Raw genomic sequence first — 22,110 nt, 5'->3', positions numbered from 1 at the left:
GGCTCCAGGGGCTTTTATGGGAAAACCCCGGCCGGAGGCCCGGCCGGGGTGTACTGCCAAACAGGTTAGAGCTGCTCCACGGTAACGCTGTTGATAACGACATCTTCAGTGGGCTTGTCGCGCATGTCAGTGGCAACTGCGTTCAGTTCGTCGACCAGGGCCTTGGACTCATCGTCGGCTACTTCACCGAAGATGGTGTGCTTGCCCTGCAGCCAGGTGGTGGGAACGGAGGTGATGAAGAACTGGGAACCGTTCGTGCCGCGGCCCATCTGGATGCCGGCGTTGGCCATGGCCAGCTTGTACGGGCTGGTGAAGTCCAGGTCGGGGCTGATCTCGTCGTCGAACTGGTAGCCCGGTCCGCCGGTGCCGCGGCCCAGCGGGTCGCCGCCCTGGATCATGAAGTCTTTGATGATGCGGTGGAAAATGGTGCCGTCGTAGAGCGGCCGGCTGGTCTTCTCGCCGGTGGCCGGATCGGTCCACTCGATCTCACCCGTTGCCAGGCCGACGAAGTTCTTGACCGTCTTCGGGGCATGGTTACCGAAGAGATTGATCCGGATATCGCCCTTGGAGGTATGGAGGGTCGCTTTTGCGGTAGGAATAGCAGTCATGACCTCATTCTTCCACGGCAGCCCTTTGAGCGCGCGGAAACCGGGCTGTTCAGCGCACAGTGAAAACTTCGGGCCCAGCGGTCCGCTGATAGCACAGAACAGCCATTGCACGTAGGCTAAGGCTGAACCGTCACTATCCCGGGAGGTAGTTTTGAATAAGAAGGACCGCATTGCCCGTGACTTCGAAGCGAATGTCACCGCAGGCGTGGAATCGGCACGTGACTGGGCAACCCCCAAGGTAGAGGCCGCCGTCGGTTGGGCAGTTCCCCGCATCGAAAAGGGGATCGAAACCGCTTCACCGAAAATTCAGGACGGGCTCAAACGTGCTGCAGACGAGATCGCTCAGGGTGTTGCAGTCGTGACTCCCCGGCTCCAGGACGGACTCCACAAGGTCGGCCCCAGGATCAGCCAGGTCGTTGACGACGCCACTCCGCGGATCCAGACCACCCTCGACAAGGCGACACCGGCCCTGACCCATGCCAAGGACAAGGTCGTGGACAGCTACATCCCCACGATCTCAACCCGGCTTGGCGACGCCGCTGACTCCGTCTCCCGCGGACTCGGAAATGCCTCTGTGCCCGTACAGACTGCCGTGGCCAAGGCCACCGGCAACAAGAAGGCACTGAAGCAGGCTCAGAAGGCCGCGGCCAAGGCCGCCAAGGAACTGAAGAAGCAGCAGAAGAGCGGCGGCAAGGGCTGGCTCGTCTTCGGCATCATCGCTTCAGCAGTTGTAGCGGCAGTTGCCGCATGGCGGGCTTCCCGCCCGGTCGAAGATCCCTGGAAGACGCCTGCACCGGCCCAGCCCAAGCCCGCCGTTGTTCCGGTCCCCGCACCGGCACCGCCTGCTCCGGCCGAGGGCAGCAAGCCCGCAGGTCCTAAGCCCGCCGCTCCCGCTGAGAAGGCCCAGGAGAGCCTCTCAACGGCTGCTGAGAAGACGAAGGAAGCCGCACAGGGTGTGAAGGAGGCTGCTGCCTCTTCCGCGGCCAAGGCCGGTGAAAAGGTTGCCGACGCCGCCAAGCACAGCAAGGACGCCGCAGCCACGGCTGCGAAGCCGGGCGCCCACGCGGATACCTCCGCTGAGGCGAAGGCTGAGAAGCCGGAGAAGTAACAGCAAAGGCAACGCAGCGGAAGGACCCCGGGTATCCGGGGTCCTTCCTTTTTAAGCCGGTTTCCGCACCTGGGCGGAGACTATTTTTCGATGTCTCCGCCCAGCGCCGGCGGCGCCGGGGGAAGCTGGTTTTCCGGCGCTCCCCGGGAGGACAGGGAGCGCCCCCGGGCCTGTCCCCAGAGGACGACCGCGAGCCCGGCCAGAATGATACCCAGCCCGGCGTATGTGCCGCCGGGAAGCTCTTCGGCAAGGAAGAGAGCTGCCAGGACGGCGGCACCGGGAATCTCGAGCAGGATGATCATCGACACCACCAAGGGGCTGATGACAGCAAGCAGATGGTTGAATACCGTGTGGCCGAGCAGCTGTGCCATCACGGTCACTGCCAGGATTCCGGCCCAGGCCGCCGGCTCGAACCCGATCAGGGGCTCCTGGAAAACCGCGCACATTATCAGCAGAATCACGGCACAGGCACCGTAGCAGAGGGTGGTGTAGGTACCGGTGGACATGGTCCGGCGGGCCTTGCCGCCTGCCAGGGTGTACAGACCGGCCAGGGCGCCGCCGGCCAGTGCCAGCGCATCACCCATCAGGGCCTCGGGCGAGAGCGCCACGTCGAAGCCGGTGATGACTACGACGCCGGTGAAGGCCACCAGCAAGCCGGCGAGGGTCTGCCGAGCGACGCGTCTTCCGCGGAATACGTCGAAGAGCGCGATCCATCCGGCCTGCAGACAGACAAGGGCGGTGGCCGCCGCTACGGATGTGAGCCGCAGGGACGTGATGAAGCAGGCGAAGTGCAGCGCGAGGGCGAGGGCCGCCAGTGCTGCCCACTTGACCTCGGCGCGGCTGAGGCTGCGGAAGCCGTTACGGTCCCGCAGGCCGGCGGGTACGCCCATGATGACGGCGCCCAGGGCGTTGCGCCAGAAAGCGATGGCCAGGGCGGGGGCTGCTGTTGCCGCCATGATGGGGCCGGAGGCAGAGACTCCGAGCACGCCAACCACCGCAAGGAAAAATGTCATGGGAAAAGGTTATTGCTTGGTGTCCTGCCGGGGCGGGAGCCCAGGGGCTTTCGGCTGGCCCGGTCTTCAACGCAGAAAGTCCCGGCCGATGTGGCCGGGACTTTCTTTCGGTGGAGGCACGGGGACTCGAACCCCGAACCCCCTGCTTGCAAAGCAGGTGCGCTACCAATTGCGCCATGCCCCCGAATTGGAACTGATTCAGTATATCCCACCCGCGCGGGTGTTCAAACCAATCCAGTCCGTGCGGAGCTATTCGACCTTGTCGGTCGAAGCCTTCCAGACGGATTTCTCCGCGGCAGTTTCCTGCCATTTCCGGAAGACGAAGACGCCTGCTGCTGCGGCTGCTGCAATTGCGAACAACTTCTTCACAGTGTCTCCTTGCCGTTGTGGCCGATCAATTTTCATGATCGTCCGTGGGCGTACCAGGACTTGAACCTGGGACCTCTTCGTTATCAGCGAAGCGCTCTAACCGCCTGAGCTATACGCCCCGATACCTCACCGGGCCGAGATATGACTTTACCGTACCCCCGGCCGGAACCCAAATCGGGCCCTTCGGGCCCCCGGCGCAGGACAGGATCCTGCGCCGGAAACCCGGAAAATCAGTCGTCGGTGAGGGTGACGCCGATGCCGCCGACCAGGGTCGAGGCAATGTTGTACAGCACGGCTGACAGCATCGACAGGGCCGTCAGCAGCAGAACGTTGACCACGGCGATGATGGTGGCAAAGGACACCACCTGGCCCAGCGAGGCGAACTCCCGAAGGTCGAATCCACCGGACTCGGACCCGGCAATTTCACCAAGCAGGTCATTTACGCGGTCAAAGATGCCGGTGAGGTCCAGGACGGTCCACAGCACGATTGCTGCGACCACCGTAACCACGCCGAGGGCGACGGAGAGCAGGAAGGACATCTTCAGCACCGACCACGGGTCGATCTTGCTGACCAGCAGGCGGGCCTTGCGGGCCTTGGCCTTGGGAGCCGGCTTAACCAGTGGCTGCCGGTTGCCGGACGCGCTCTGACCCGTTCCAGGCCGCTGTGCGGGCCGTGCCGGGGTCTTCACCCGCGGGCCGCCGCTGGGCCTGGCATTTGAGTTGGTCGAGCTCACTCGCTACCTCCATCGTCTGCTGACTGCGCGTCGGGCCCAGCCATTTCCTCTGTTGACAACGGTACTTCATCCACTGGTGCCTCCACAGACTCGCTGCCGGAGCCGGCCTCGCCTTCCGCAGCGTCCACCGGCAGGTCCCGTTCGGAGTTCCGGGCCACAGCGATGATCCTGTCGTTCTTGTCCGGCTTGGCGAAAATGACGCCCATGGTGTCACGGCCCTTGGCCGGAACACCGGCGACAGCGGAGCGGACAACCTTGCCGCCCTGCATGACCACCAGGACCTCATCCTCTTCCTGCACAATCATTGCGCCGACCAGGTGTCCGCGGTCCTCGTTGTACTTGCCAACCTTGATGCCAAGGCCGCCGCGTCCCTGCACACGGTATTCCTCGACACTGGTGCGTTTGGCGTAGCCGCCCTCAGTGACGATAAACACGTAGGAGTCCTCGGTGATGACATCCGCTGCGAGCAGCTCATCGTCCTCCCGGAACTTCATGCCGGTCACGCCGGACGTCGCGCGGCCCATCGGGCGCAGGGCCTCGTCGGTGGCGGTGAAGCGCAGGGACTGGCCCTTACGGGAAACGAGCATCAGGTCATCGGTCTCGCTGACGAGCTGGGCTGACACAACTTCGTCGCCCTCACGCAGGTTGATGGCGATAACACCGGCGGACCGGTTCGTGTCGTAGTCCCGGAGCTGGGTTTTCTTGACCAGTCCTCGCTTCGTGGCGAGCACCAGGTAGGGAGCGGCGTCGTAGTCGGGCAGGTCCAGCACCTGGGCGATGTGCTCACCGGGCTGGAAGGCCAGCAGGTTCGCCACGTGCTGCCCCTTGGCATCACGGCCGGCTTCAGCCAGTTCGTAGGCCTTGGCGCGGTAGACACGTCCAAGGTTCGTGAAGAACAGCAGCCAGTGGTGGGTGGTGGTGACGAAGAAGTGCTCGACGACGTCGTCGCCGCGCAGCTGGGCGCCGCGGATTCCCTTGCCGCCGCGGTGCTGGGCCCGGTAGTTGTCGCTCCGGGTCCGCTTGACGTAGCCGCCGCGGGTGATGGTGATGACCATTTCCTCTTCAGGAATGAGGTCTTCCATGCTCATGTCGCCGTCGTAGCCCATCAGGACCTTGGTGCGGCGGTCATCGCCGTGCTTGTCGACGATCTCCGCGAGTTCATCGCTGACGATCTGCCGCTGGCGCTCCTCGGAGGCCAGGATCGAGTTGTACTCGGCGATCTCCAGTTCCAGCTTGGCGTGCTGGTCCTGGATCTTCTGCCGCTCCAGCGCAGCGAGGCGGCGCAGCTGCATATCCAGGATGGCCTGGGACTGCAGCTCATCAATATCGAGCAGCTGAATCAGGCCGTTGCGGGCCTCCTCCACGGTGGAGGAACGGCGGATCAGGGCAATAACCTCGTCCAGGGCGTCCAGGGCCTTGAGCAGACCGCGCAGGATGTGCGCGACTTCCTCGGCCTTGCGCAGCCGGTACCGGGTGCGGCGGACGATGACTTCGAGCTGGTGCGTGACCCAGTGGCGGATGAACGCGTCCAGGCTCAGGGTACGCGGCACACCGTCCACGATCGCCAGCATGTTGGCACCGAAGTTTTCCTGCAGCTGGGTGTGCTTGTAAAGGTTGTTCAACACCACCTTCGCCACGGCGTCGCGCTTGAGCACGATGACCAGGCGCTGTCCGGTGCGGCCGGAGGTCTCATCGCGCATATCGGCGATGCCGGTGATCTTCCCGTCCTTCACCAGCTCGGCGATCTTGATGGCCAGGTTGTCCGGATTAGCCATGTACGGCAGTTCCGTCACTACCAGGCAGGTGCGGCCCTGGAGCTCTTCGACGTTGACCACGGCACGCATGGTGATCGATCCGCGGCCGGTGCGGTAGGCATCTTCGATGCCCTTGTGGCCCAGGATGGTTGCACCCGTGGGGAAATCGGGTCCCTTGACCCGCTTGATCAGCTCTTCGAGCAGTTCCTCGTTCGATGCTTCCGGATGCTGCAGGTACCACTGCACGCCGTCAGCGACCTCGCGCAGGTTGTGCGGCGGAATGTTGGTGGCCATGCCGACGGCGATGCCGGAGGAGCCGTTGACCAGCAGGTTGGGGAAACGGGCCGGCAGGATCGTGGGTTCCTGGTTGCGGCCATCGTAGTTGTCCATGAAATCGACGGTTTCCTCGTCGATGTCACGGACCATTTCCATGGCCAGCGGCGCCATCTTGGTTTCGGTGTATCGCGGTGCGGCAGCGCCGTCATTACCGGGGGAACCGAAGTTGCCCTGGCCCAGCGCCAGCGGTGCACGCATGACCCAGTCCTGGATGAGACGCACGAGCGCATCGTAGATCGCCGAGTCACCGTGCGGGTGGTACTGGCCCATGACTTCGCCGACCACGCGCGCGCATTTGTTGAAGGCACGGTCGGGGCGGTAGCCGCCGTCGTACATGGCGTAGAGCACGCGGCGGTGCACCGGCTTCAAGCCGTCGCGCACATCCGGAAGCGCACGTCCCACGATGACCGCCATGGCGTAGTCAAGGTAGGAGCGCTGCATCTCGGTCTGCAGGTCGATCTGCTCTACGCGGTCGGAGAGGACGTTCCCGCTGACGGGTTCGAGTTCGCCGCCGGGAACTTCCGGGGTCTCATCACTCATTGGTTCTGTTCCGTTCTAAGTTCAAGTCCATGTGCGTTACCTGGGCCGGACAATTCGCTCCGGCTGCCGCTGCGTTCGGGCCGCCGGAGCGGCCCAAAGGCATCAGATGTCGAGGAAGCGCACGTCCTTGGCGTTCTGCTGGATGAAGTTTCGGCGGGATTCGACGTCCTCACCCATAAGCACCGAGAAGATCTGGTCCGCCGAGGCGGCGTCATCCATGGTGACCTGGAGGAGGGTGCGGTGATCCGGGTCCATGGTGGTGTCCCAGAGTTCGGTGTAGTCCATTTCACCCAGGCCCTTGTAGCGCTGGATTCCGTTTTCCTTCGGGAGGCGCTGGTTGTTCGCCAGGCCGCGGGCCACGGTCTCATCGCGTTCCCGGTCGCTGTAGACGTAGTCATGCGGGTGGTTGGACCACTTGATCCGGTACAGCGGCGGCTGCGCCAGGTACACGTAGCCCTGTTCGATCAGGGGCCGCATGTAGCGGAAGAGCAGCGTCAGCAGCAGGGTGGTGATGTGCTGGCCATCAACGTCGGCATCAGCCATCAGCACGATCTTGTGGTACCTGGCCTTCTCGACGTCGAAGTCCTCGCCGATTCCGGCGCCGAAAGCCGTGATCATGGACTGGACTTCGGCGTTGCCGAGCGCCCGGTCCAGCCGGGCCCGCTCCACGTTGAGGATCTTGCCGCGCAGGGGCAGGATTGCCTGGGTTTCGGGGTTCCGGCCGCGGACAGCCGAACCGCCGGCCGAGTCACCCTCCACGATGTAGATTTCAGACTTCGAGGGGTCCTTGGAGGAGCAGTCCTTGAGCTTGCCCGGCATACCGCCGGATTCCAGCAGGCCCTTGCGGCGGGTGGACTCGCGGGCCTTGCGTGCGGCCAGCCGGGCCTGGGAGGCCTGGATGGATTTGCGGATGACGTCGCGGGCGGGGCCGGGGTTGCGTTCCAGCCAGTCGCCCAGCTGGTCGGTGACCACGCGCTGCACAAAGCCCTTGACCTCGGAGTTGCCGAGCTTGGTTTTGGTCTGGCCTTCAAACTGCGGTTCGGCGATCTTCACGGAAATGACGGCGGTGAGGCCCTCACGGATGTCGTCTCCGGTGAGGTTGTCGTCCTTTTCCTTGATGATGTTTTTTTCGCGCGCGTACCGGTTGATCAGTGAGGTCATGGCTGCACGGAACCCTTCTTCGTGCGTGCCGCCCTCATGGGTGTTGATCGTGTTCGCGTAGGTGTGGACGCTCTCTGAGTACGCTGTGGTCCACTGCAGGGCCATTTCCACGGCCATTTTCTTGTCATTGTCTTCGGTTTCGAAGGCAATGATGTCGTCGTGGATGACCTCGACCTTTTTGGAGCTGTTCAGGTGCTGGACGTAGTCCAGCAGCCCGTTGGCGTACATGTAGTCCACGGTGCGGTGCTTGGGCGCAGCGTCCTCGGACCCGGTATCCGCTTCGGCGATCTCCGTGGCTGTCTCGTCCAGGGCACGCTCATCGGTGAGCACGATGCGCAGGCCCTTGTTGAGGAAGGCCATCTGCTGGAACCGTGCACGCAGGGTCTCAAAGTCGAATTCCGTCGACTCGAAGATCTCCGGGTCCGGGTAGAACGTCTGTGTGGTGCCGGTTTCGTCGGTGGGATCGCCCTGCCGCAGTCCGCCCACGGGGTGGCCGCCGTTTTCGAAGCTCTGCTGCCAGGTGAAACCCTGACGCTTGATTTCGGTTTCCACGCGCGCGCTCAGGGCGTTGACAACGGAGATGCCGACGCCGTGCAGGCCACCGGAGACGGCGTACCCGCCGCCGCCGAATTTGCCGCCGGCGTGCAGGATGGTCATTACCACCTGGACGGTGGGCATGTTCTCCGTCGGGTGCATGTCAACAGGGATGCCGCGGCCATTGTCAGAGACCCGGACGCCGCCGTCGGCCTGGAGCGTCACATCGATGCGGTCGCAGAAACCCGCCAGGGCTTCGTCAACCGAGTTGTCCACCACCTCGTAAACCAGGTGGTGCAGGCCGCGGGGACCGGTGGAGCCGATGTACATGCCCGGACGCTTGCGAACGGCCTCGAGGCCTTCCAGCACAGTGATCTCGTTGGCGCCGTATTCATGCGGGGCCGGCTGGTCGCTGCGTTCCTGGGGTGCGGACTCCGTGTTGTCTAGCTCTTTGTCGTTAGCCACAGGTGCTGTCGACTCCTCTTGTGTCGGTCAGAATTTGGCACCCTGTCCAGCGGGAGAGGGTGCCTCTGTACCAATTCTACCGTGCTGCGGGTATCTTTGCGCGCCAAAACACCCTACCAGCGGCCACCAAAGCAGGTTTTGAGCCATTTTCCTGCCGTCCGATGAGGCCCGATACGTCCGGAGGGTTTTTCACCCCGCTAAGCACCTCCCAGCGGGTGTGAAGGGGAGCACAAATGCGGCTATATATCAACAACTTTTTTCCCTCAGGCAACACCGGGCCGGTTAGCCGTAGGTGTCCCGCGGTCCCCTGCCCTTGACGCTGCGCAGTCCCTTGCGCCAGTTGGGTGCTGCCGGACCGATGACCTCAATCCGGGTGACGACGCCGGGACCCAGTTCTGCATCAAATCGTGCAATCAGCGTGGAGCGGAGCAGGCGCAGCTGCGTGGCCCAGGCGGTCGAGTCGCAGCGGACCTGGACGGTGGTGTCGGAGAAGGACTCCGGCTTGCAGTGCGCACTGACATCAGGGCCCACCAGCTCCTCCCAGCGTGAAATCACGGATCCCACCGCGACGGGGGAGTTCCAGCCGCGCTCGTTGACGAAACGGGTGAAGACCTTGCCGAGTCCCTGGGGATCCCGCCCGGTGTATTCCCCCGGAACGAAAGGGGCCTGACGGCGCTGGCCCGGTTTGCGCCGGCTCACCGGAGCCCGCTGGTTGCCGCGGGCCTGGGCTGCCTGCCGCATCCGGTTCAGCTGCTCCCTGGCGGCGTCCGGGCGGTCGTCACCGGAATCGGCAGGCTGCGGGGTCTCATCCGGCGGCGACACTGACGCCTCCCGGAATGACCGGAATCTGCTCCCCGTCCAATGCAGCGGGGATGTCCTCCGCAACCGCCGCGGTCACCAGCACCTGTTCGGCGCCGGCAACAATCGCCGACAGCCGCTCCCTGCGTCCGGTATCGAGTTCGGCGAACACATCATCCAGGATCAGGATGGGCCCGGCGCCCGGAGAATCGTCGTCATCCCGCAGCAGGTAGAAGGAAGCCAGCCGCATGGCCAGCGCCAGCGACCAGGTCTCCCCGTGGGAGGCATAACCTTTGGCCGGCGCCTGTCCCAGGACGAGCTCGACTTCGTCCCGGTGCGGTCCGACCAGGGAAATCCCCCGTTCCACTTCGCGTTTCCGGTTCGCGGCGAAGGCCTGCAGGAAACGTTCCTGCAGTTCCTCCTGGCTGAGCCCCAGCAGATCGGCGGCGTCCGCGGCTCCGTCCGCAGCGCCGTCGTCGTCCACCTGCCCCAGCAACGTCGAGCGGTAGATGCCCCGGGCAGTCTTTGAACCGTCGGTCAGGTCTTTGTAGGCCCCCGCGAGATGCGGACTGAGCTGGTCCAGGGCCTGCAGGCGTGCAGCCACCAGCTGCGCTCCGGCAGCTGCCATGTGGTGGTCCCAGACCTCCAGTGTTGCCTCGTGGGCAGAGGTGAAGCGCCCGCTTGCCCTGGCCGATTTCAACAGGGCGTTCCGCTGCTTCAGCACGCGCTCATAGTCGGCACGGGTGGCTGCATGCCGCGGCACCAGGGACACGATCAGGTCGTCCAGGAAACGGCGCCGGGCGGAGGGATCACCCTTGACCAGGGCCAGGTCCTCGGGTGCGAAAAGCACCGTGCGGCAGATACCGAGGATGTCCCGCGCGCGGACGGGATTGGCCCGGTTGATCCTGGCCCGGTTCGCCCGGCCCGGATTGATTTCAAGTTCCAGGGCCGTGGCCTGGTTTCCGCGGACCACGCGGGCCCGGACCAGGGCCTGTTCGGCCTCGAAGGCCACCAGCGGGGCATCCGAACTCACCCGGTGGGAGGAGAGCGAGGCGAGGTAGCCGATGGATTCGACAATGTTGGTTTTGCCGGTGCCGTTAGGGCCGACAAAAACACTCACTCCGGGTTTCAGGCTCAGATCAAGCTGCCCGTAGCTGCGGAATCCCGTCAGCGAAAGGTAATCAACGTACACGCTGCTCCACCTGGTATTTCCGTCCTGTCAGTGTCCTCAAGTCCTGTCCTGCCGGTGCCGTTCCGGGTCTGTTCCCAGCCTACCGCCCAGCTATTCCGGCCCGCCCGCGTCCCCTACTGCCTGCTCGGCAGCGTTCGGAGGCCCGGCGTTTTGTCCTGGTGCCGCGGAATCGGCTGCTCTCACGGCATGCCCGCCAAACTGTCCGCGCAGCGCTGCCACCAGTTTCATGGCTGGGGAATCCTCCTGTCTGGAGGCAAACCGGGCAAAAACGGCGGCCGTGAGCGCCGGTGCCGGGACCTCAGCTGACAGGGCTTCTTCGATGGCCCACCGGCCTTCCCCGGAATCTTCCACGAAACCGGTGATCCGGGTCAGTCCCGGGTCCTCCTCGACAGCACGCACTGCCAGTTCCAGGAGCCAGGAGCGGATGACCGTTCCGTCCTGCCAGGCGCGGAGGACCCCCGGAACGTCGCCGATGATCTTCTGGGCAGCAAGCAGCTCATAACCCTCGGCATACGCCTGCATCAGGCCGTATTCGATGCCGTTGTGCACCATTTTGGCGTAGTGCCCGGCTCCCGTGGCTCCAGCGTGGACGAAGCTGTCTGCCCGCAGTCCGGAAGGCCGCAGCGCGTCGAAGACCGGCATAGCCTCCGCCACATCTGCAGGATTACCGCCGACCATCAGCCCGTAACCGTTGTCTTTGCCCCAGATCCCTCCGGAAACCCCGCAGTCGAGGTACCGGATCCCGTTGGCCGCCAACAGGTCCGCGTGCCGGCTGTCCTCGGTATACCGGGAGTTGCCTCCCTCGATCACCAGGTCTCCGCTGCTCAGCAGTGCAGCGAGGTCGCCGATGACTGCAGCCGTCGTTTCGCCGCTGGGAACCATGATCCATACAACGCGCGGCGGCGGCAGTTCAGCAGCGAGCTCCGCGAGGGACCCAACGTCGCTGATTACCGGGTCCCGGTCGAAGCCGGTGACCTGGATTCCGTTCTGCCTCAGCCGCTCGCGCATGCTGAAACCCATTTTTCCCAGTCCGATAAGGCCAATATGCATGTCGGTTCCTCTCTCCGTCGTCCACGTCAGTGGACGGAAAGGCTCTCGAAATGCAGATGAAAGCCTTTACTGGTTCGGAAGCCTTACCGGCATCAGGAGGTACCGGTAGTCTTCCTGGTCATCTCCGGTGAGTTCTTCCTGCGCGGAAATTACTGCAGGTTTCGGCGGGGTGGTGAAGGAAAAGCGGACGTACTTGCTGGGGAAAGCCCCAAGGCCCTCACTGAGATAGTGCGGGTTGAAGGCGACGGTGATCTCGTCGCCGACCAGGGAAGCTTCGAGGGCTTCGGAGGCCTGGGCATCTTCACCGGTTCCGGCGTCGAGAGTTACCTGTCCGTCAGTGAAGGCCAGGCGCACCGGGGTGTTGCGCTCCGCAACCAGGGAAACGCGGCGGACAGCTTCGACCAACGCGTGGGTTTCCACAGTTGCGTGGATGGGTGTGTTTTCCGGGAAGAGTGAGCGGATCTTGGGGTAATCGCCGTCGACCAGCAGGGAGGTCGTACGGCGTCCGCCGCTTTCGAACCCGATTAGTTCGCTGTCTCCGGAGAGCGCGATGTTCAGGTCTCCTCCGCCGCCGAGGGTCTTGGCAACCTCGTTCAGGGTCTTGGCCTTGACCAGGGCACTCGTGGAAATCCCCGGCGTTGCCGGCTTCCAGGACAGCTCGCGGAGGGCGAGACGGTACCGGTCGGTAGCTAGGAAGGTGATGAGATCGTCTTCGATTTCCATCCGGACACCGGTCAGGATGGGCAGGGTGTCGTCACGGCTGGCGGCAATGATCACCTGGGAAACTGCCTGGGCGAATGCGTCGCCGTCGACGACGCCGCTGACGTCGGGAAGTGCTGGAAGTTCCGGATATTCCGAAACCGGCATCGTAGCCAGGTTGAAACGGCTGTTGCGGCAGGTGAGAGTCACCTTCGATCCGTCGGTTTCGACTTCAACCGGTGCTGACGGGAGGCTGCGGCAGATCTCTGCCAGCAGGCGTCCGGAGACCAGAATGGTTCCTTCGTCGGAAATATCTGCCGGGATCTGGAGGCGGGCTGAGATCTCGTAGTCGAAGCTGGCGATGCTCAAGGCACCGGCTTCGGCCTTGATCAACAGCCCGGAAAGGACGGGAACCGGCGGACGGGGTGAGAGGGACCGTGCTGTCCACGTAACCGCCTCGGCCAGGACATCCCGCTCAACTCTGAACTTCACTGCAGGGTGCCGCCTTTCACAACGTACTTATCAGTACTACTGAACTTTCATGAACACGTGAGGGAGCATTTCGGGCTGCCAGGACGCCCGGTCTGCCCGCTGGGAATCACAACAATACCCTGTGCCAGCTTACCGCCGGCAGGTTGTCATTTACCGGGGGACGAGGATCCATTCACAGCGGCCATTGTGCCAATGCCCAAAGGGGTTCACCCCACCCGTTCCAGGACCTGCGGAGCAGGCAGATGGAACATCGGATGTTTGGTCCGGAAGGTCGGATGTTATTTGGTGGAACCCAATTTCTTAAGATTCGTAGTGTTAATAACTGCTGTGGATACTGTGGATAACTCGACCCTGCCGGGCGTTCCGGCGTTTTAAGCCTGTTGATAACCTGTGGACGCTCAGCCTACGTGCAGGGCGGGGCTGTTGGGAACTATTTTGCAGTTCCGCGTATCCACAGGGCAATACCCGCTGAGAGGTGTTATCCACCGAGTTATCCACACCCTTGTCCACACGTGTTAATTTCGAGCCCCTGAGGGGCCCTCTAATCCGCGCGCTGACGCGGATCTAAGCCTCGCGCTGCTGCTGCTTGATTCGGTTGGTCAGCTCAGTGACCTGGTTGTAGATGGCCCGCCGCTCGGCCATCAGTTCCCGGATCTTGCGGTCCGCGTGAATCACAGTGGTGTGATCCCGCCCGCCAAGCTCCTGCCCGATCTTCGGCAGCGACATGTCAGTCAGCTCACGGCAGAGGTACATCGCGATCTGCCGGGCAGTGACCAGAGTCCGCGTCCGCGACTTGCTGCACAGCTCCTCGAGGCTGATCTGGAAGTAGGCTGCCGTCTGACCGAGGATCGAGGCGGCCGTAATCTCCTGGGCGCCGTCGTCGGTGATCAGGTCCTTGAGCACAATCTCAGCCAAGCCGACGTCGACCTGCTGGCGGTTCAGGCTGGCGAAGGCGGTTACCCGGATCAGGGCGCCTTCCAGTTCACGGATGTTGGTGGAGATTTTTGAGGCGATGTACTCCAGCACATCGTCGGGGGCGCTCAGGGAATCGCCAATCGCCTTCTTCCGGAGGATTGCGATCCGGGTTTCCAGTTCCGGCGGCTGAACGTCGGTCAGCAGACCCCACTCGAAGCGTGAGCGCATCCGTTCCTCGAACCCGGAGAGCTGCTTCGGCGGCAGGTCGGAGGTGATGACCACCTGTTTGTTGTGGTTGTGGAGCGCGTTAAAGGTGTGGAAGAACTCCTCCTGCGTCGCGTCCTTGTTCGCCAGGAACTGGATGTCGTCAATCAGCAGGATGTCCACGTTGCGGTAGAGCTGTTTGAAGCTGGCGCCCTCGTCGTACCGGATGGAGTTGATGAAATCGTTGGTGAACTCTTCGGAGTTCACATACCGCACACGGATCCCGGTATAGAGGTGGCGGGCGTAATGCCCGATTGCGTGCAGCAGGTGGGTCTTGCCCAGCCCGGAATCCCCGTAGATGAACAGCGGGTTGTAGGCCTTTGCCGGAGCTTCGGCCACGGCAACGGCGGCGGCGTGGGCAAACCGGTTGGAGGATCCGATGACAAATGTCTCAAAAACGTACTTGGGGTTCAGCCGGCCAAATTCCTGTGAGGTGCTCGGCGGCGTGGGCGACGGAGCGCTTTCGCCGGTCGGCACTGGCGAGGGGGCTGCTTCTTCGGGCTCGGGCTCCGGTTCGGCCTGGGCGACGGGAGTCAGATCCGCGTCAATGACGAAGGCACACTGGATGTCCGCCTGGAAGACAGTCTTGAGGACCTCGTCAAGGATGTTCTTGAGCTGGGTCTGCAGCACTTCGCGGGTCAGCTCATTGGGAACAGCCACAAGCAGGGTCGTGCCGATCAGGCCCTGGGCCTGGGCAAGAACCACGAATCCGCGCTGCCGGGGTGAAACCCTGTCATCGGTCTCCAGCGTCCTGATGACCTTGCGCCAGGAACTGCCGACGTCGTTGATTTCGTCCGTACCCACAAAAACCTCTCGTGACGCCCGCAGGGGGCGGTTTAAGAAACCGGAATCCAGGCCTGGATCCGGAAGAGTCATCCACAGAGTTATACACAGTCGTGGATAAACACCCAGCGCCAAGCCTAGAGCATCAGTTCGGCTGTCGGTAGCCGGAATCCGGCGTCCCTGCTTGACTTGGGGCGGGACTCACATTTGACCGGGAAGGACCCATGCGGGCACTTGTCCACAGGTGTGGAAAATTCTGTATGAACAGCCCCCGCGGCCCCCGGTTTGACTGCAAACGGGGTCTCACCTAACGTTGAGTAGTCCTTTGTGTCTGCTATCTGCACTCATTCATGCCCATCAGGGTTCTGGGAATCAGGGTCCAGGTCCGGGTTGAGTGTAGTCAGTCACATGAAAAGAGCGCCGCTTGTGCTTTCCCCTTGATGCAGCAAGCGCCAGCGCAGATTGTCTTGGAGTAACCACCGTGAGCAAGCGGACTTTTCAGCCGAATAACCGCCGTCGTGCCAAGAAGCACGGCTTCCGCCTTCGCATGCGTACCCGTGCCGGCCGTGCCATTCTTTCCGCACGCCGTGGCAAGGGCCGTACCGAACTGTCGGCATAAAACAGACTTAGGTTTGCCGATGCTGCCTCAGCAGCTCTGTCCCACCCTCCTGGCGTCCTGAATGCTGGCCGCGAGGAACCGGGTGCGTTCGGCGGCGGATTTTTCCCATACCGTACGTTCCGGTGCCCGTTGCGGGCGCCGGAACGTAGTCTTATACGCAGTGTCCAACCCGGCCGCGCCAACGCGCGTCGGGTTCATTGTGTCGAAGGCGGTCGGGAACGCCGTGACACGTAACCTCGTTAAGAGAAGACTGAGAGAAGCAGCAGCGCAGAGCCTGGCCGACCACCCTACGGGGCTGGACATTGTGGTCAGGGCACTGCCGCCGGCGGCATCGGCATCGTGGGCGCAACTAAGCGCCGACTACGCTGGTGCCCTCTCTGCATGCATAGGCAAGCTTTCGCGGCAGTGACCACAAAGGTGAGGGAGGGGCTAAAGATGGGCCGAACCGGTAGCAAACCGGCGAAGGCTTCTCTTCCCGCTGCCTTTTTCCTGCCCATCATGCTTTTTTTCTGGCACCTTCCCCGGAACGTCCTGATCGGACTTCTGATGGGCTACCGCAAGGTGGTGTCCCCGCTCTACGGGCCGGTGTGCCGGTTTTTTCCATCATGCTCGGCGTACGCCCTCGAAGCCGTCACCATTCACGGTGCCGTCAAGGGAACGTGGCTTGCCGCGCGCCGGCTTGTCCGCTGCCATCCGTGGAACGACGGCGGAGTGGACCATGTGCCCGAAGGCCGCAGGACGTGGCCGCAGGAATCGGTCCCCAGGATCATTGTGCTGAATCATCCCGTGATTCCGGCAGACGAAGACAGCCGCTCGGCGGCTTAGGAGAGTAAATGGGTTTCTTCGACACGATACTGTTCCCCTTCAAGTGGGTGGTGTCATGGATCATGTGGATCTTCCACGAGGGATTCGTTTTCCTCGGGATGGATGCCGCATCGGGTTGGACCTGGACGCTGTCCATCATCGGTCTGGTGATTGTCATCCGGGCCGCCCTCATTCCTGTTTTCGTCAAGCAGATCAAGGCGCAGCGCGGCATGCAGTCGCTGCAGCCGGACCTGCGCAAGCTCCAGCAGAAGTACAAGGGCAAGACTGATCAGCTCTCGCGTCAGGCCATGACGCAGGAGCAGATGGCGCTGTACAAGAAGCACGGGACCAACCCGTTCGCTGCCTGCCTGCCGATGCTGATCCAGATGCCGTTCTTCTTCGCGCTGTTCCAGGTGCTGAACGGCGTCTCCAGCGCCAGCGCAGGCGGAGAGGGTATTGGTGCCCTGACTCCGGCCGCCATCACGCAGTTCGATGAAGCGACCATCCTCGGCGCTCCGCTTTCCTCTTCGCTGCTGCACGGCTTCGGCACCGAAGGCCACGTCTCCGTCGTCGTCCTCTCGGTCATCATGATCATCGCCATGACCGCGTCGCAGTTCATCACGCAGAAGCAGATCATGTCGAAGAACATGTCTGAAGAGGCGCTGCAGAGCCCGTTCATGCGCCAGCAGAAGATGATGCTTTATGTACTGCCCCTGGTCTTCGGCATCGGCGGCATCAACTTCCCCATTGGTGTCCTCATCTACTGGACCACCACAAACCTGTGGACCATGGCGCAGCAGTTCTTTGTCATCCGCCGGATGCCCACACCGGGTTCTCCCGCAGCGAAGGCACTCGCCGAGCGCCGTGCCCGGAAGGGGCTGCCGATGGTTCCCCTGCTGGGCGAGAAGAAGGCCGAGCCGGTTGAAGAAGTTCCCGCACTGTCCAAGGCCCAGCGCCAGCAGCCCCAGCGCAAGAACAGGAAGAAAAGATGAGCACTGAGCACGTCGAAGAGTCTGTGGAAGAACTGCCGGAGCCCGCTGAAAGCGGAGCAGCGGGCCGCCTCGAGGAAGAAGGCGACGTCGCAGCCGACTACCTGGAAGAGCTGCTGGACATTGCCGACATCGATGGCGATATCGACATCGAAGTACGCAGCGGACGCACCTACATTTCCGTAGTCTCCGAAGAAGGGGACGACTCCGGGCTGCAGTCCCTGGTGGGACAGGACGGAGAGGTCCTGGAAGCCCTCCAGGAGCTAACCAGGCTCTCGGTGCTGACGGCTACGGATAACCGTTCCCGGCTGGTCCTGGATATCTCCGGCTACCGCAAGGAGCGCAGCCAAGAGCTGCACCGGATTGCGGAAGACGCCGTTTCCCGGGCCAAGACCGCCGGCAAGGACATCGCGCTGGCACCGATGAGCGCCTATGAGCGGAAGATCGTCCATGACGCCGTTGCGGAGCTCGGCCTCATCAGCGAGTCCGAGGGTGAAGGCCCTTCCCGGCATATTGTGGTCTCCCTCGCCGATTCCTAGGCTTGCGGGCCGGAAAATCTCTCAGACTCGCTAAGACAAGGATCTGTTTTCGTGGTTGAAATTACGCCTGCCGAGCATGCTGCAGCGGTCAGGGTATTCGGTTCCCGGCTGCCGCTGGCCGAACGCTATGTGGAGCACCTGGCCACATCCGGCATGGAACGCGGGCTGCTGGGTCCGCGCGAAGTTCCACGCCTGTGGAGCCGGCACGTGTTGAACTGTGCTGTCGTCGCTGATCTAATCCCGGACTCAAGCAAGGTGGCCGACGTCGGTTCCGGCGCCGGCCTTCCGGGGCTCTGCCTGGCGATTGCCCGGCCGGATCTGCACATGACGCTGATCGAACCGCTGGAGCGCCGGGTCACCTGGCTCAACGAGGTTGTGGAAGACCTGGGGCTGGACAACGTCGAGGTGATCCGCGGCCGCGCGGAACAGGTGGTTGGCAAGGTCAAGGTCGACGTCGTGACGGCGCGGGCTGTCTCCGCCCTGTCTGGTCTTGCCGGGCTGACCATTCCGCTGCTGCAGGGCCACGGCGAGGTGCTGGCCATCAAGGGCCGCAGTGCTGCGGAAGAGATTGAAAAGGCCGCCAAGCAGATCCGTAAGCTCGGCGGGAAGGAAACCTCAGTGGTGACGGCTGGGGAGGACGTGCTGGAAGAACACACCACGGTCGTCCGGATCGTGGTTTAGGGACTAAACGCGTTGTGTACATACCCCGGTCGATCCGGGGTTTTGGCGGGGCAGCCGATAGGCTGGTGGCTGTAATGCCTTATGTTGTGAAAGTGAGCATGTCCAGGTGAGTGTGCGCGATTCTGCCGCAAAACGAATTCCCCCCTTTGCTGCGCTGGGTTCTGCCTTCTCATCCACGTTTTCAAGGAATCAACCCGAAAAAGTTGCAGAACCACAGCCGCCCTTGCCTGTTTCACGTGAAACAGGACATGCTGTTGCAACATTGTCTGCCGGCGCATCCCATGTGCCTGTTTCCGAGACCAGCGAAGGTGGTGTAGCCGGCCAGGCGGTCGTTCCGTCCGAGTCGGTAGACGTTATGGACCTGATGGATGAAAGCACCCCACTGGCCCGCGAGCTTGCCAGTGAAAACCGGCGGCGCGAACGGCTCCGCGGACGCGTACTGCCGCGTCCGGCCGAAACGCGCGTTATGACGGTCAGCAACCAGAAAGGCGGCGTGGGTAAAACCACCACCACCGTTAACCTGGCGGCCGCTCTGGCGTCGGCCGGACTGAATGTCCTGGTTATCGACATTGACCCGCAGGGGAATGCTTCCACCGCACTGGGCATTGACCACCGGGCAGAGGTTGAGAGTATCTACGATGTGCTCATTGATGACCTGCCGCTGGGCAGGGTGGTTGCGCAGTGCCCGGACATCCAGAACCTGATCTGCGCGCCTGCGACGATCCACCTGGCCGGAGCGGAGATTGAACTCGTTTCGTTGGTTGCCCGGGAACAGCGCCTCCGCCGCGCTATTGACGTCTACGCCGCTGAACGCAAAAAAGCCGGTGAAGAGCGCCTGGACTACATCTTCATCGACTGCCCGCCGAGCCTGGGCCTGCTGACTGTCAACGCTTTTGTGGCTGCCAAGGAAGTTCTGATTCCCATCCAGTGCGAGTACTACGCACTGGAAGGGCTGAGCCAGCTCCTGAAGAACATTGAGATGATCCAGAAACACCTGAATGCAGATTTGGTTGTTTCTACGATCCTGCTCACCATGTATGACGGCCGCACCAACCTGGCCGCTCAGGTAGCTGCCGAGGTCCGGGAGCATTTCCCGCAGCAGGTCCTGGCTGCCGTTGTACCGCGATCCGTACGAATCTCCGAGGCGCCCAGCTACCAGCAGACCGTTATGACCTACGATCCGTCCTCAACCGGCGCTCTTTCGTATCTCGAGGCCGCTGCTGAGATCGCCCAGCGTTCTTAGACACCCCCTTCAGGGTTGCCGGATGATCCTGCCGGCGAACCGTAGAATACTCTCACAATCAATCCATGCCGCTTGCTGTGTGCATAAGGGAAGGACTTACCCATGACCGAGAAGCGTCGGGGTTTGGGCCGGGGTCTGGGTGCGTTGATTCCCAGTACTGCCGAGGCTTCTGAGACAACTGAAACCGCGCAGGGATCCCGTGCCGGGAGGCCTGTGGACCTGTTCTTCGCGGCGGCGAGCGATGAAGTTGCTCCCGGACGTGCTGGCGGCAGCCGCCGCGGTGCGGGAATCAACAAGGATGCCCTCCGGGCACCCGTACCCAAAAAGTCTGCGGGCCGCGGCACAGCAACCCGGTCGGCAAGTGCCCGTGCCAAGGCAGCGGCCGAGCCAGCCGAGGCACCTGAAGCTGCAGAGGCCTCCACCGTTGCGGCCAAGGAAGCACCTAAAGCCGCTGCAAAGCCAGCCAAGCGGCCTGCAGCGGCATCTAAGCGCCCTGCAGCCACCCCGTCCCCAGCTGAGCCGTCTGAGGCGACAGGGGACGCGGCAGCGGCCGCTGAGATAGTGGAACCAACGCCCGGCGACGTACCTTCCGCAGCGGATACGTCCGTTGATGACGTTTCACGTGAAACGCTTCTGGAAGTTCCGGGCGCGCGCTTTGCTGAACTGCCCATTGATTCCATTCATCCCAACCGCAAGCAGCCGCGCAGCGTCTTCGATGAAGAAGACATGTCCGAGCTGGTGCACTCTATCCGTGAGATCGGCGTCCTGCAGCCCATTGTGGTTCGTCCGTCCGCCGAAGGCGATGCCGATCATCCCTACGAGCTTGTTATGGGTGAACGGCGTTGGCGTGCCAGCCGCGAGGCTGGACTTGATTTCGTTCCTGCGATCATCCGTTCCACCCAGGACGTGGATCTGCTTCGTGATGCGCTTCTGGAGAACCTGCACCGCAGCCAACTGAATCCGCTTGAAGAGGCCGCTGCGTACCAGCAGCTCCTGGACGACTTCGAGTGTTCGCACGAAGAACTGGCGGAACGGATTGGACGCTCCCGTCCGCAGATCTCCAACACTCTCCGGTTGATGAAGCTGCCTCCGCTCGTGCAGCGTCGCCTGGCGGCCGGTGTCCTGTCTGCCGGCCACGCCCGCGCGCTCCTGGGACTCAACGACCCAGCCGAAATGGAGAAGCTCGCTCAGAAAATCGTCGCTGAGGGTATGTCTGTTCGGGCGACGGAAGAGGTTGTATCCCTTTCCGACGGTATCCGCCGGCCAGCAAAGGAAGCGAAGCCGAAAGCAGGCGCACGGCATGAGCGCCTCGACTACTTTGCAAATTCCCTCTCAGACCGCCTGGATACCAGCGTGAAGATCACTCTGGGTGCACGGAAGGGCAAAGTCAGCATTGAGTTTGCCAGTGTTGAGGACCTGAACCGGATCATGGGGGTTCTGAACCCCGCGCCAGCGGAGTAGTTTTGACTCGAAAGGCCGCCTGTTTCACGTGAAACAGGCGGCCTTTTTCGTCTCTTGGCACTGCAGAGCCACGACAGCTTTATGTCTGGAGATGTGAAGCGGTTCGGTTCGACCATATCGGTCCTGAATTCGATCAGTTTCTACCTGCTGCAGACGTGATCCTCGCATTCGAATCAAATTGGAAGACTTCAGAAGGCCTCTAGACGCGAGTTCAGCATTACAACATGTTCATACTGCGGACGTTTCACGTGAAACATGGACGGGTGACCGATCCGAATCTTTGTAGTTGGGTCAGATACAGGCGGCCTTCTGCGCAGGGAAGCGCTCGTCTCCGCGCACTGCGTACCGAAAGTTTCGCAGGTCCACTGCCGACCTCAGGCGATAGCGGATGGAGACGCTACTCAAACTTCTCTGCTCGCGGGCCGTTCCGGTTTGACTACCGTCGACTACCCGAAAGGACTACACGCTAATCCACAAGCACCGTCAGCACAACCGAAAACAGCTGTCCCGATTGAAAAATGGAGTACACAAGAGCGATTGCAAGAAGAAACAAGAAAGAAGCAAGGAGCTGTGGAACCTCGGGCAAGGGACCGTGGGCTGGGCTGCAGCGTAGACAACGGGCTCGACGTACTGCCCAGGCGGAGACTTACCGCCTTCATATAATCCTCCACATACCGCGCTCTCAGCTAGCCGATTCACCGGTCGAACAGGCAGTATCGATGCTTGGGTTGAGCCTGATGATCGCCGGAGAACGGGTGCGATTCGTTGTCCCGTTTCACGTGAAACAAGTGTCTGGTCATGTACGGCGGGGTATAACGAAGAGATGGGCGGAGATTAGGGGTGTCTTGGGGCCCTAGCCGATTACTGGAGAGAGAATAGGCGCTTGCCTTAGAAGCTCTATATCTTGAGTATCTACCCTTATTGATAAGCAATCGCTAAACACCGAATAACGCCGCTTG

Annotated in this window: 20 protein-coding genes and 2 tRNA genes; 9 read left to right on the top strand and 13 right to left on the bottom strand. The window is 62.4% G+C overall.

Annotation, left to right across the window (positions count from 1 at the left end; all coding sequences use genetic code 11):
* Positions 1–65 precede the first annotated feature (65 nt).
* Positions 66–608: a peptidylprolyl isomerase gene (locus ArtHe_RS14955; RefSeq protein ID WP_066301039.1), complete on the bottom strand. Its 543-nt coding sequence runs from the start codon at positions 606–608 to the stop codon at positions 66–68.
* A 151-nt stretch (positions 609–759) separates the two neighbouring features.
* Here ArtHe_RS14955 and ArtHe_RS14950 point away from each other — a divergent pair, with 151 nt between their 5' ends.
* Positions 760–1,716: a hypothetical protein gene (locus tag ArtHe_RS14950; protein ID WP_248317660.1), complete on the top strand. Its 957-nt coding sequence runs from the start codon at positions 760–762 to the stop codon at positions 1,714–1,716.
* Positions 1,717–1,796: 80 nt separating this feature from the next.
* Here the strand turns inward: ArtHe_RS14950 and ArtHe_RS14945 are convergent, their stop codons facing one another.
* The 12 genes from ArtHe_RS14945 to dnaA form a co-directional block, all read right to left on the bottom strand.
* Entirely contained in the window at positions 1,797–2,729 is a 933-nt protein-coding gene (locus tag ArtHe_RS14945; protein ID WP_248317659.1) for a DMT family transporter, read from the bottom strand.
* 111 nt (positions 2,730–2,840) lie between these two features.
* Positions 2,841–2,913: transfer RNA gene (locus ArtHe_RS14940), tRNA-Ala, on the bottom strand.
* A gap of 65 nt (positions 2,914–2,978) precedes the next feature.
* Positions 2,979–3,098, bottom strand: coding sequence for a DLW-39 family protein (locus tag ArtHe_RS14935; RefSeq protein ID WP_215727394.1), 120 nt, complete (start codon positions 3,096–3,098; stop codon positions 2,979–2,981).
* A gap of 45 nt (positions 3,099–3,143) precedes the next feature.
* A tRNA-Ile gene (locus tag ArtHe_RS14930) sits at positions 3,144–3,217 on the bottom strand.
* A gap of 111 nt (positions 3,218–3,328) precedes the next feature.
* Complete coding sequence (locus ArtHe_RS14925) at positions 3,329–3,832, bottom strand: DUF3566 domain-containing protein (RefSeq protein ID WP_066300483.1); 504 nt, start codon at positions 3,830–3,832, stop codon at positions 3,329–3,331.
* Entirely contained in the window at positions 3,829–6,462 is a 2,634-nt protein-coding gene (gene gyrA, locus ArtHe_RS14920; protein WP_248317658.1) for a DNA gyrase subunit A, read from the bottom strand. The genes ArtHe_RS14925 and gyrA overlap by 4 nt, the downstream gene beginning before the upstream one ends.
* A 102-nt stretch (positions 6,463–6,564) precedes the next feature.
* Positions 6,565–8,622, bottom strand: a complete 2,058-nt coding sequence (gyrB, locus tag ArtHe_RS14915) for a DNA topoisomerase (ATP-hydrolyzing) subunit B (RefSeq protein ID WP_066300478.1) — start codon at positions 8,620–8,622, stop codon at positions 6,565–6,567.
* Between the two features lie 282 nt (positions 8,623–8,904).
* Entirely contained in the window at positions 8,905–9,444 is a 540-nt protein-coding gene (locus ArtHe_RS14910) for a DciA family protein (RefSeq protein WP_248317657.1), read from the bottom strand.
* The gene (gene recF / locus ArtHe_RS14905; RefSeq protein WP_248317656.1) at positions 9,428–10,612 is read right to left on the bottom strand and encodes a DNA replication/repair protein RecF; all 1,185 of its coding nucleotides are present in this window, start codon (positions 10,610–10,612) and stop codon (positions 9,428–9,430) included. Before recF ends, ArtHe_RS14910 begins: the two co-directional genes overlap by 17 nt.
* Positions 10,613–10,702: 90 nt before the next feature.
* A complete protein-coding gene (gene gnd, locus ArtHe_RS14900) occupies positions 10,703–11,662 on the bottom strand; it encodes a phosphogluconate dehydrogenase (NAD(+)-dependent, decarboxylating) (protein WP_248317655.1) in 960 nt (319 codons plus the stop codon).
* A gap of 66 nt (positions 11,663–11,728) precedes the next feature.
* A complete protein-coding gene (gene dnaN, locus ArtHe_RS14895; RefSeq protein ID WP_248317654.1) occupies positions 11,729–12,853 on the bottom strand; it encodes a DNA polymerase III subunit beta in 1,125 nt (374 codons plus the stop codon).
* A 564-nt stretch (positions 12,854–13,417) separates the two neighbouring features.
* Complete coding sequence (gene dnaA, locus ArtHe_RS14890) at positions 13,418–14,836, bottom strand: chromosomal replication initiator protein DnaA (protein WP_066300466.1); 1,419 nt, start codon at positions 14,834–14,836, stop codon at positions 13,418–13,420.
* A gap of 460 nt (positions 14,837–15,296) precedes the next feature.
* Between dnaA and rpmH the strand changes: the two genes are divergently transcribed.
* The 8 genes from rpmH to ArtHe_RS14850 all read left to right on the top strand — a co-directional run bounded on the left by rpmH (position 15,297) and on the right by ArtHe_RS14850 (position 21,151).
* Positions 15,297–15,434, top strand: coding sequence for a 50S ribosomal protein L34 (rpmH, locus tag ArtHe_RS14885; RefSeq protein WP_022892375.1), 138 nt, complete (start codon positions 15,297–15,299; stop codon positions 15,432–15,434).
* A 61-nt stretch (positions 15,435–15,495) separates the two neighbouring features.
* A complete protein-coding gene (rnpA, locus tag ArtHe_RS14880) occupies positions 15,496–15,843 on the top strand; it encodes a ribonuclease P protein component (RefSeq protein ID WP_083521673.1) in 348 nt (115 codons plus the stop codon).
* Positions 15,844–15,932: 89 nt separating this feature from the next.
* Positions 15,933–16,259 (top strand): membrane protein insertion efficiency factor YidD, encoded by a 327-nt coding sequence (gene yidD / locus ArtHe_RS14875; protein WP_248319819.1) that lies wholly within the window; start codon positions 15,933–15,935, stop codon positions 16,257–16,259.
* An 8-nt stretch (positions 16,260–16,267) separates the two neighbouring features.
* The gene (yidC, locus tag ArtHe_RS14870; RefSeq protein WP_066300464.1) at positions 16,268–17,230 is read left to right on the top strand and encodes a membrane protein insertase YidC; all 963 of its coding nucleotides are present in this window, start codon (positions 16,268–16,270) and stop codon (positions 17,228–17,230) included.
* Positions 17,227–17,766 carry a R3H domain-containing nucleic acid-binding protein gene (locus tag ArtHe_RS14865; RefSeq protein WP_248317653.1) on the top strand — a complete coding sequence of 180 codons (540 nt, stop codon included), beginning with the start codon at positions 17,227–17,229 and terminating at the stop codon, positions 17,764–17,766. The genes yidC and ArtHe_RS14865 overlap by 4 nt, the downstream gene beginning before the upstream one ends.
* A 51-nt stretch (positions 17,767–17,817) precedes the next feature.
* Positions 17,818–18,447 (top strand): 16S rRNA (guanine(527)-N(7))-methyltransferase RsmG, encoded by a 630-nt coding sequence (gene rsmG / locus ArtHe_RS14860; RefSeq protein ID WP_248317652.1) that lies wholly within the window; start codon positions 17,818–17,820, stop codon positions 18,445–18,447.
* 106 nt (positions 18,448–18,553) lie between these two features.
* Complete coding sequence (locus ArtHe_RS14855) at positions 18,554–19,690, top strand: ParA family protein (protein WP_246168365.1); 1,137 nt, start codon at positions 18,554–18,556, stop codon at positions 19,688–19,690.
* A 102-nt stretch (positions 19,691–19,792) separates the two neighbouring features.
* On the top strand, positions 19,793–21,151 hold the full coding sequence (locus ArtHe_RS14850) for a ParB/RepB/Spo0J family partition protein (RefSeq protein ID WP_248317651.1): 1,359 nt from the start codon (positions 19,793–19,795) through the stop codon (positions 21,149–21,151).
* Positions 21,152–22,110: the final 959 nt, after the last annotated feature.

Source organism: Arthrobacter sp. Helios (assembly GCF_023167125.1).
In the GTDB taxonomy this organism is placed as follows: domain Bacteria; phylum Actinomycetota; class Actinomycetes; order Actinomycetales; family Micrococcaceae; genus Arthrobacter_B; species Arthrobacter_B luteolus.
Note: the sequence above shows the minus strand (reverse complement) of the source record. Positions and strands in the feature narration are given on the sequence as shown.

Coding starts and splice junctions, on each gene's coding strand:
- ArtHe_RS14945 (WP_248317659.1), bottom strand. CDS start 2,729: ATGACATTTTTCCTTGCGGTGGTTGGCGTGCTCGGAGTCTCTGCCTCC.
- yidD (WP_248319819.1), top strand. CDS start 15,933: ATGCTTTTTTTCTGGCACCTTCCCCGGAACGTCCTGATCGGACTTCTG.
- ArtHe_RS14955 (WP_066301039.1), bottom strand. CDS start 608: ATGACTGCTATTCCTACCGCAAAAGCGACCCTCCATACCTCCAAGGGC.
- gnd (WP_248317655.1), bottom strand. CDS start 11,662: ATGCATATTGGCCTTATCGGACTGGGAAAAATGGGTTTCAGCATGCGC.
- gyrA (WP_248317658.1), bottom strand. CDS start 6,462: ATGAGTGATGAGACCCCGGAAGTTCCCGGCGGCGAACTCGAACCCGTC.
- yidC (WP_066300464.1), top strand. CDS start 16,268: ATGGGTTTCTTCGACACGATACTGTTCCCCTTCAAGTGGGTGGTGTCA.
- ArtHe_RS14865 (WP_248317653.1), top strand. CDS start 17,227: ATGAGCACTGAGCACGTCGAAGAGTCTGTGGAAGAACTGCCGGAGCCC.
- rnpA (WP_083521673.1), top strand. CDS start 15,496: ATGCTGGCCGCGAGGAACCGGGTGCGTTCGGCGGCGGATTTTTCCCAT.
- ArtHe_RS14850 (WP_248317651.1), top strand. CDS start 19,793: ATGACCGAGAAGCGTCGGGGTTTGGGCCGGGGTCTGGGTGCGTTGATT.